The sequence below is a fragment of the Photorhabdus sp. RM96S genome, from assembly GCF_042879335.1.
In the GTDB taxonomy this organism is placed as follows: domain Bacteria; phylum Pseudomonadota; class Gammaproteobacteria; order Enterobacterales; family Enterobacteriaceae; genus Photorhabdus; species Photorhabdus kayaii.
This window is the reverse complement of sequence record NZ_JBHFKT010000237.1, coordinates 1-290: the sequence shown is the minus strand read 5'-3', so window position 1 is coordinate 290 and position 290 is coordinate 1. Positions and strand designations below refer to the sequence as shown.

Annotated in this window: 1 pseudogene; it reads right to left on the bottom strand. The window is 42.4% G+C overall.

Annotation, left to right across the window (positions count from 1 at the left end):
- Positions 1–181, bottom strand: a pseudogene (locus tag ACGF49_RS25140) (hypothetical protein); the annotation flags it as partial.
- Positions 182–290 lie beyond the last annotated feature (109 nt).

Below are 290 nucleotides of genomic sequence, written 5' to 3'. Positions count from 1 at the left end.
CGGGGCACCGAGCCAAAGGAACAAGCTTAAAAAAGCGGGTTGGTGCGATGATTATCGGGCAAGAGTTTTCTTTGGATGAATAGCAGTCAAAGTATGCTCGTGCCCTGGCATCACCCTGATAGTTGACCAGTTCCTCGCTCCTTGAACGGTTCTGGTCAACGCTTAAGTGGTTATTATCCACCTTATTTTACAATATCTCGTGATAAGAATAGGCCAGTATAAGGATCGAAAAATATTCTTCTTCCATAAAAATCAACAACAAAATATTGCTCTTCAACAACGTTCAACCC